At 66.6% G+C, this 2,355-nt stretch carries 3 protein-coding genes; 2 read left to right on the top strand and 1 reads right to left on the bottom strand.

Features of this window, described 5'->3' with window-relative positions:
- Together VGI12_05905 and VGI12_05900 are read left to right on the top strand one after the other, a co-directional pair.
- On the top strand, positions 1-1,486 hold a 1,486-nt coding region (locus tag VGI12_05905; protein HEY2432189.1), incomplete at its 5' end, for a hypothetical protein.
- Positions 1,483-1,632, top strand: a complete 150-nt coding sequence (locus VGI12_05900; protein HEY2432188.1) for a hypothetical protein — start codon at positions 1,483-1,485, stop codon at positions 1,630-1,632. The genes VGI12_05905 and VGI12_05900, both read left to right, overlap by 4 nt.
- 298 nt (positions 1,633-1,930) lie before the next feature.
- Here VGI12_05900 and VGI12_05895 read toward each other — a convergent pair whose 3' ends face one another.
- On the bottom strand, positions 1,931-2,107 hold the full coding sequence (locus VGI12_05895) for a hypothetical protein (GenBank protein HEY2432187.1): 177 nt from the start codon (positions 2,105-2,107) through the stop codon (positions 1,931-1,933).
- Positions 2,108-2,355: the final 248 nt, after the last annotated feature.

The raw sequence follows: 2,355 nt of genomic DNA, 5'->3' as shown, positions 1-2,355 counted from the left end.
CGCCGACAGATCCGGATCGATTCCGCTCGAAATCGCCGTGCTGGCCAGCGACGAGCACGGCAAGACGGCCGGCGGCGCACGACAGACCGGAACCGTCCAGGTCCCGTACTCGACGGCCGGCGACTCCGCGTTCGTCGAGTTACAGACCTTCGTAACGCTGCCGGCGGGCGTTTACGAGCTGCGCGCCGCAGTGATGAACGGCGAGACACAGGCAGCGGCGAGCGTCTTCACCCATCTCACCGTGCCCTCCTTCGACACGGGCAGCCTCGCGCTGTCGGACCTCGTCCTCGGGACTCGCGAGAGCACCACGCCGCCGCAGCCAGGCGCGCCCGCGATGCCGATCGTGCCGACGACGGCGCGCGTGTTCCGTGCCGATACCCCGGCCTGGGCGTTTCTCCGCGTCTACCGCGCGGGCGACACGGACGCGGAGCGGGTCGCGCTCGATGTGACCGTACTGGACGGCCAGGGCAGGCGCGTCAAACACCAGTCGCTGCCCAATGCGTCGTTCTCGGGACGCCAGGCCGACGTGCGCCTCTCGTTACCGATGAAGGGCCTCGCGCCCGGCGCCTACATCCTGCGCCTCGACGCGAAGCAGGCCCGCGTCGAGGCGTCGCGCGAGGTGGCCTTCGCGGTCACGTCGCCCGCGCCGGTGATGGCCCCGACGGTCCACACGCCGGAGCTCGACGCGGCACTCGACGCGGCGGCGGCCTATCTCGATCGATACGAACACCGCATCAGCGCCATCGGCGCCGAAGAGCAGTACGAACAGGCGGTCGCGCCGCTCCCTGGCGCGATCAACCGCCCCAACATGGCGGTCAACGCGCCGCCGATCATCCGCAGGACGCGCGCCAACATCATGACCCTCGGCATGGGCGCACGCGGGTGGGTCGCGTTCCGCGACGTCTTCGAAGTCGACGGCAAGCCGGTGCGCGAGCGCGAAGAACGGCTCAGCCACATTCTCCAGAACGTAACGCCCGATTCGCTGGAGCAGGCACGGCAGATCGCGATCGAGAGCGCGCGCTACAACCTCGATCCCGAGACGACCCACATCAACCGCACGATCAACGTGCCGATGACGGCGCTGCTCTTCCTGCGGGGCGCGAACCAGGCCCGCTCGGCCTTCCACCTCGGCAAACCCGAGCGCGTCAACGGCATCGACTGCGTCACCCTGCAGTTCACCGAGCGCCTGCAGCCACGACTCATACGCACGGGCGATGACGTCCCGGCGCAGGGGACCATCTGGATCGACATGGCCAACGGCGGCCGCATCGTCAAGACCGAGCTGGCGATGGATTCGGGCGGGGCGCAGGCCGTCCGGTCGCGAACCGCGGTCACGTATGCGCGCGTGGACAAGCGGGATCTGTGGGTGCCTACGGTCATGGATGAGACCTATGAGGTGACCGCCACGCGTCAGGTCCTGACCGGCCGCGCCACCTACTCCGACTTCCGCGAGTTCAAGGTGACGACGAGCGAAGGCATCAAGTGACGCCGCGAGTCGCGATGCTGCTGGTGGCCGTCGGGTGCACGGGCGCCGCAACGATGGCGCAGGAACGCCAGCGCCCCTCCTTCAAAGCCGGCGTCCAGCTCGTGCGCATCGACGTGTCGGTGCTCGACGACAAGCGAGGAGCCTGATTTGAGCCCCTCAAGCTGGCGCTTCGCAGGCCCGAATGAACCGAAGCACTCATCAATCTCTTGTGCTTGATCGCTGATAGACCCTGCTTCAAAACTAACTCGACCTGTTGGCAGCAAGAGTGCGAGCCGAGCTAACGAAGGATTAGGGCCGGACTATAGGCAATTACGAAGCGTGAACTCCTGAAGCTTCCCGGGACGTTCGAGGAAGCCCTGTCCGATCTGATGCGGACACCCCACCGCCGAAGGACAAGAAGCCTCAGCCGCTGAAGCCGAAGAAAGCAGAAGGGGCGCTAGCGCGCTAGCCGCGCTTTTTGGTCGCGCGTCTTTTGGGACTCAGGGTCTTCGCGCTCTTACGGATCACCCCGCTTTCTTCTTTCAGTTCGTCCGCGAGCTTCCGCAGCGTGCGGCTTTGATTCAGCATCCGATTGGCGCGGTCGAGAATGCGCCGTCGATCGTCGGCGTGGTCGTCGGACATTCAGCCTAGCCTACTCGTTTCGCTAGCTGCCGAGGAAGGGGCCGCGCTGGGGCGGGATCTCGAGGTGTGCCTGCAACTCTTTCCTGCGCGCGTCGAGGGCCTTGATCCTCGGCCTTCCCCTCGTCCACCGCGATCTCGTCGGCGGTCAACTCGCCGCTAGAAACCATACAGCGCCGCGGCGCGACGGATGATCTCCACCAGGTAGGCGAGGCACCACGCGCTACCCAGCACCGGGCCAATCACGCGTC

The sequence above is a fragment of the Vicinamibacterales bacterium genome (genome assembly GCA_036496585.1).
Taxonomy (GTDB): Bacteria; Acidobacteriota; Vicinamibacteria; order Vicinamibacterales; family 2-12-FULL-66-21; genus JAICSD01.
This window is presented reverse-complemented; position numbering and strand designations above follow the sequence as displayed.